The sequence below is a fragment of the Candidatus Neomarinimicrobiota bacterium genome (assembly GCA_036476315.1).
Lineage (GTDB): Bacteria > Fidelibacterota > Marinisomatia > Marinisomatales > S15-B10 > JAZGBI01.
Genome location: JAZGBI010000110.1, coordinates 1 through 6,655 on the forward strand (window position 1 = coordinate 1; position 6,655 = coordinate 6,655).

Consider the following 6,655-nt stretch of genomic DNA (forward strand, 5'->3'; position numbering starts at 1 on the left):
CCTGTCCTGTCGCATACGGTGACCGTCCACTGGATTTTCCGTTGGAAGGTCAGAGGGTCAAACTTGGACCGACAAGCTCGTGACAATGACCATGATGCGCAGTAGATTCATTCGAAGCACTTCAGAAGCGCAGAAAATCGCCGAAAGGAGAAGCTTATGAGACTTTACCTGACGTTCGTTCTTCTGTCTATTGGCATCCTCTCGTCTCAGACAGAGACAAAGGTGGGAAATCTAGTCCTGCAGGACATTCCAGAAATCCCGGATGGTGTCAAAGAACGGACCCGCCTCTATCAGAATGTTAGAGGGGCGAGTTTTGCCTCGTGGGATCCTGAAGATGCGGGTATGCTGATTCGCACCCGTTTCGCTGAAACGACTCAGATTCACTATCTGGATCGTCCCCTGGGTGCCCGGATGCAGGTGACATTCTACGGGGAACCGGTGGGTGGCGGCTCTTTCTGTCCTGATCCTTCAGATCGGGGGTTTCTCTTCTCAAAAGACGTAGGCGGAAGTGAGTATTACCAGATCTTCTGGTTCGACATGGAAGAGGGCACCGCCAGGATGCTAACCGATGGGACATCCCGAAACGGCCTCGGTCCCTGGTCAAATGGTGGCCGGTACTTCGCCTTCACGAGCAACATGGGCAATGACGTTGACATGAATGTTCACATCGGTACGATTGAGGGAATAGAAGAAAGACCTCTGGTTGAAGAACCCGGATACTGGATCGCCACCGACTGGTCACCTGATGACAATCAAATTCTGGTCATGAAGTATGTTTCCATCAATGAAAGTTACGTCTATCTGGTTGACGTGAAGACAGGTGAGATGACCCAAATTCGTCCCAGTGGGAAGAAGATTGCCTACGGCGGGGCGAAGTTTGCTAAAGACGGTAACGGTATCTACCTAACCTCGGATGAAGATGCGGATTTCAAACATCTTCGTTACTACGATGTTGAATTGGGCTCCCTGACTCCTGTATCGGATCACGTTCCGTGGGATGTCACTGGATTGGCCCTCTCAGATAATGGCCGCTATCTGGCATACATCACGAATGAGGATGGGATTTCCCGGCTTCATCTCCTGCATACAAGAAAAGGCCGGGAGCTCGCAGTTCCACCTCTACCCATGGGTCAGATTGGGAGTTTGGATTTTCGCAACGATAACCGCTACCTGGCGCTCGTCATGAATACTCCACAGACTCCGGGAGATGTCTATGTTCTCGATGTGCGCGGGAAGGAACTGACGCGGTGGACGAAGAGCGAGGTGGGCGGCCTGAACACGGATCAGTTTGTGGTTCCAGAACTAATTCGAGCAACGACCTTTGATGGAATAAAAATCCCTGGGTTTCTCTATAGACCGAAGAGGGAGAGTCCGCATCCGGTGGTGATCTACATTCACGGAGGACCTGAGAGTCAATATCGTCCATCACTCTCATCTACGTTTCAGTACTGGATCAACGAGCTGGGAATTGCGGTTCTCGCTCCCAACGTACGCGGTTCAAGCGGGTATGGTAAGAGATATCTGCTGCTGGACAACGGGTACAAGCGGGAGGACACCGTACGGGATATCGGGGCGTTCCTGGACTGGATTGACACCCAGCCTGATCTCGATAGAAACAGGATCGCCGTGTTCGGAGGGTCATACGGTGGCTACATGGTACTGGCCTGTGCGACCCGCTACAATGACCGACTGCGGGCAGCAGCAGAAATTGTGGGGATTTCCAATTTTGTTACCTTTCTGGAAAACACAAAATCGTATCGTCGAGACCTTCGCCGCCAGGAATATGGGGATGAGAGGGATCCTGAGATGCGAGTTTTTCTGAAGTCAATCTCCCCCAACAATAACGCGGCTCAGATGACAAAGCCGCTCTTTATCGCTCAAGGACACAACGATCCCCGGGTACCTGTCTCAGAGTCGGAACAGATGGTAAAAGAGATTCGCGCCAACGGCGGAGACGTGTGGTATATGGTTGCCATGGATGAAGGTCATGGATTCCGGAAGAAATTCAACCGGGACTACTATTACAACGCGGTTAGTCTGTTCTGGGAGAAATACCTGCTGAGGTAGTCATCGTTTAACTCTCATCCTGACAGGTCTGTATCGACCTGTCAGGTTATGATCCAATTTCAATCTGAGAGAATGGAAAATGCAACCAACATCGTGAGCGTTTCTTGGGGTGATCACCTCGTCTTCGGCGAAGGAAATGGAAGACTGGACAGTTACGAGGCCTTGGAAGAAAGAATGATTCGGTGGCGTGACGACCTCGGGGCTACAATAATACAGTGGCGGACCCCAACGTCAAAGCTTAACGGACGACACTACAAGGCCCGCGGGTATCCACGCACAATAGAAGAGCGGCAGGCTGTTGAATTGGACTTCTCTCACATAGTGCCCCAAATGGCCCATGAATTGAAAATGCGAGCGTATCTATACGTTAGCATCTTCGATGAAGGGCGGCCACTGCTCCCGAAAAAGATCCGTGAGGTAAGTTACCATAATGCTATGCATGGACAGCACATCAGTTGGCAAAGCGATTTCAGTCGCCGCCACCCTGAATATGCCATAACAGATCGAAGTGGGAAAATTCGTCAATGGGGAGTTCTTTGTCTGGCCTATCCTGAAGTCCGTAGGCATCTTCGCCAACGCTTTGAACGACTTCTGGATGGCACCGATTTTGACGGGTTGTTTGTCTGTCTGCGCTCGCAATCACGTCCGGCAGATTTCGCAGATCAGTACGGGTTTAATGATCCAATTCGACGCGACTATCTGAGGCTTTATGATCGAGACATTCGGAAAGAGGACTTTGATATTCAACTGTGGAGAGATCTCATGGGAGAATATCTCACAGGATTCCTGGGTGAACTTCGTCGTGACTTAGATCTCGAGAAGCTACGGTTGAGCGTGGGTTGCGCGAGGGGAGATGTCCTGGGTCCACCTCTGGGAAATACCACCCTGCAATGGCGTGAGTGGATACAACAGGGCATAATCGACGAACTCGTCATCAACCAAAATTCATCCCAATGTCCATCTATGTGGCATCACCTCTGGCCCATGCACCGAGGGAACGGATACCTGCAAAACTATATAGACGGCTACAATCTGCCCCAACTGAATGAACATATGACTGGAAACTACGCCCCGGCTCTTAGATCCAATATGACTACAAAGTTTTACATCGCACGGCAATGGGATGAACCTTCAAAGTCCGAAGAGGAGGCCCTCCTCTCCATACCGGGGGTGAGTGGGCTCGTGTTTAGTTCATTCCGATTTGACAACCCTGAGGCAGTAACGAAAGGTAATTGGGTGGCTTGAGGATTGTCTCGAGCGGCCCTGAACTTACAACCACGTCAACGAAGGCAACAGGAGAACCCACCAAAACCTGAAATCTGGCAATCCATTTATCGGAAACCGAGTCCTACAACCGGGAGACAGGGGTCCGACGAGGGGAATTAGTTGATTCTATTAAGTAATTGAATCAGAAAAACCGTATTCTGATCCTTATCCGCAGGATCCCGTGGAGAGTGGCAATTTTGGGTGAATTGGAACGATTTCCCTTGAATATAAATAACATACTATTCCTAATGGGGCTGGTAATCCACCAGAACAGGCTTCGTGAGAGTTTTATCTTCAAGCAAACCAAGTGCTGCTTCTAAAACGGCGGTTTGTCGTTCTGAATGTTCTGGCTCGTCCAACGGATATCCGTGCTTGAAAGGGACAAATAGGGCTCGTGGTGGTCGCACTTTCTCCGCAACTTCACGTAGCAGTTGTATGACAACGGTTGCAATACCGTTGCGTTCAAGCTCTGCTGCGACCAGACTCACGGCCTGGTTACACAAAGGTCAGACAGGGACTAAGATCGTGATGTCGATGCCGTCATCTACCAACCAGCGTACCGCTTCCGGACCAGAATGATTAATTAATCTTTCAGGGGACGTTATCACTCCCATAAACGAGAGGTGTCGATGATTCAGGGAACCGATTCGTCCCGACTTGACCAGTTCCCGCACTCTATCAATCGGAAATGCCACATTTGGATCCAGTCGCAATCCCGTATGATCGTATGATTTGCTCTTATGATAATCAGTCAGTTCAGAGACATCAGTATCGCTTGGAATCTCCCGAAAACTAACGTCGCCACCAGGGACAGCCCAATCAAAGAGCTTTTGATTTGGAAGGACAAATCCGGCACTGGAAACAAGGGCGAGTCGGCACTCTGAAACGGGTTTACTTAAATCAGTCCACGGAATAGGGTCAATCCGTCTCCACCTGTAAGACTTAAGAAACAGTCTGGTTGATGTTTTAAACTCGCGCAGATGACCCAGCGATTTCCCCTCCTAAGAAAAAGTATGGCCTGCCAGTCAAAACATCGCCCACACGATTATTTTCTTAATAAAACCTAACGCTACAAGAGCAAGAATAGGCGAGATATCTATTCCAATTCTCATTGGCGGTAGAATCTCCTGGATTGGCTTCAAAATAGGGTTGGTAATTTTGTACAAAAACTGAACCACTGGATTGTAAGCGTTATGCGGGACCCAGGATAAAATGACTCTTGCGATCAGGCAGAGATACAAAAACTGGAATAGTAGGTTTATAAATCTGTAAAGCGTGTAATCCATGAGTAAATCCCCATTATTGATTCACCCGAAACTTCCCCAAGAATCAACCAAATGTCAAAGCAAACGAGAAACCAATGAAATCGCAAACATAGAATCTTGGCCGAGAGTTGGAATTAAGATTGATCATAGTAGGTTCTATTGACAGAAAAATCTTCGGGAGACGGGGGGTTGGACTGTGGTAACTAGTTGATTTTATTGAGTAATTGTGTCAGAAAAGTCCTATTTAGATGCTTATCCGCAGGATCCTGTAGAGAGGGGCATTTGGGGGTAAACTGGAACGATGTCCTTTGAAAATCAATAACATAGCTTGGCCCGATCCCGGATCAAAAAGCCATAACTTAAACATTGGTACAACCTTCGGAGTGCAGGTCGAAACTCTGCGAAGACCTCGAGCACAAATCAGGCAAATCTAGTGCGAGATTCTATTGGATCACCGAGACTAGCTACCAGCGCCATCGGTTGATTGACTTGTCCCATCCACAAAAACCGAAGGTGAAATAACAACTTCATAAATCTCCAGCATGTCGCTGACACCTTGCAGCATTACCGGACCAATCTCTTTTGCAGTGAACACATTCTTTATCTTGTCATAAGTATTCCGACCTATGATAATCTTATTCACCCATGGAAGTTTGGTCATTCTCGCAGCAACATTAACCGTCTCCCCGATTACGGTATATTCATATCTATTCTTGGGGCCTACGTCACCCGCCATGGTGAGACCTGAATTGATCCCAATTCGTACACTGAAAGCCAGGTCAGGATGCTCATGGTCATGCTTATCGATCCGCTCTAACATTCTGATTGCCGCATTCACAGCCATTTCTTCGTGATTTTCAAGTTCCAGTGGTGCGTTAAACACTGCCATCACCTCATCACCGATGAACTTATTTACGTGTCCTTTACAGGCTAGTACCTCCTCTGTAGCCAGTTCAAGAAAGGTGTTTAGAATCTGAGACATTTTTTTCGGCCCCTCTTCTTCAGCTCGCTTCGTCGATCCCAGCATATCGATGAAAAGAACGGTCACATACCTCTCCACCGCATCGAATTTCGTCACCCCCATTTCCATGATGGCGTCCACAATATCTGGTGACTGGTATCTTGCGAGAGCTTTCTGAATCTTTTCCGCCTCCATTCGCTCCCGACGCATCTCTGCTTCCTTCAACTCACGCTCGATGGCAGGAACCAGCCTTGCCGGATTGTCTTTCATTATGTAGTCATGAGCACCGGCTTTCATCATCGCAACCGCTGCCTCCTCGCCAATTTTGCCTGATACGATAATAATTGGCAGGTCGAGACCACTTTCCTTCAACAGCCCCAACGCTGCAGGCCCACTGAAGTGAGGCATGACATAATCGGAAATAATGATATCCCACGTCCGGTCATCAAGTGCGGCTTTCATGGCTTCGGGGGTCTCGATCCTCTCATATGTTGGTTCATAGCCGCCACGCCGCAGTTCACGCAGCAGCAACTGAGCATCGTCCTCTGAATCCTCGATCAACAATACACGAAGCGCTGTGCTCATCTAGGTACTCTTTCCGATGGTCGGGAGTTCATTTAAGACTGTCCAGTGGTGCTCGACTTGTTCCACAGTTTTTCAGATCTCTTTAAAGTCCACAACCCCTTCCGTCTCCCCCTTTGCTCGCGGCCGCGTGGGCTGGTACTCCCGACCACCCATCAATCAAGGGTACGCTGATCCGGCCAGCGGCCTGCGAGTACGGAATAGAACCCAACACCACTCCAATATAGCACCAAAATTGAGAATTGACCAGTGTGCGTCGAGGTCAGTATGAATGTCAAACCAACCCGCCTCATTGGCCACTTTGCGGGAGACGGGGGTCGGACCAGGGCAACCAATTGATTTTGTCGAGTAATTGCGTCAGAAAAGTTCTATCTTGATGTTCAGAGTGGCGGTTTTGGGGCAAGATTCTTGATTGACCTGAAGGCATGAACGCGGCGATTCAAATCGTGAAAACGATCTCCCACTATCGTATCCTTGAGAAACTTCCCGATATGCATCTCCGAAAGGATCGGTA

Annotated in this window: 5 protein-coding genes; 2 read left to right on the forward strand and 3 right to left on the reverse strand. The window is 49.0% G+C overall.

What is annotated here, in order from left to right; genetic code table 11:
* Positions 1-156: 156 nt before the first annotated feature.
* Positions 157-2,067: an alpha/beta fold hydrolase gene (locus tag V3U24_11625; GenBank protein MEE9168092.1), complete on the forward strand. Its 1,911-nt coding sequence runs from the start codon at positions 157-159 to the stop codon at positions 2,065-2,067.
* Between the two features lie 72 nt (positions 2,068-2,139).
* Positions 2,140-3,312 (forward strand): hypothetical protein, encoded by a 1,173-nt coding sequence (locus tag V3U24_11630; protein ID MEE9168093.1) that lies wholly within the window; start codon positions 2,140-2,142, stop codon positions 3,310-3,312.
* Positions 3,313-3,578: 266 nt separating this feature from the next.
* Here V3U24_11630 and V3U24_11635 read toward each other — a convergent pair whose 3' ends face one another.
* The 3 genes from V3U24_11635 to V3U24_11645 all read right to left on the reverse strand — a co-directional run bounded on the left by V3U24_11635 (position 3,579) and on the right by V3U24_11645 (position 6,144).
* Positions 3,579-3,821 carry a hypothetical protein gene (locus V3U24_11635; protein MEE9168094.1) on the reverse strand — a complete coding sequence of 81 codons (243 nt, stop codon included), beginning with the start codon at positions 3,819-3,821 and terminating at the stop codon, positions 3,579-3,581.
* A 537-nt stretch (positions 3,822-4,358) separates the two neighbouring features.
* Entirely contained in the window at positions 4,359-4,619 is a 261-nt protein-coding gene (locus V3U24_11640; protein MEE9168095.1) for a YggT family protein, read from the reverse strand.
* A gap of 439 nt (positions 4,620-5,058) precedes the next feature.
* Positions 5,059-6,144 (reverse strand): adenylate/guanylate cyclase domain-containing protein, encoded by a 1,086-nt coding sequence (locus tag V3U24_11645; protein MEE9168096.1) that lies wholly within the window; start codon positions 6,142-6,144, stop codon positions 5,059-5,061.
* Positions 6,145-6,655 lie beyond the last annotated feature (511 nt).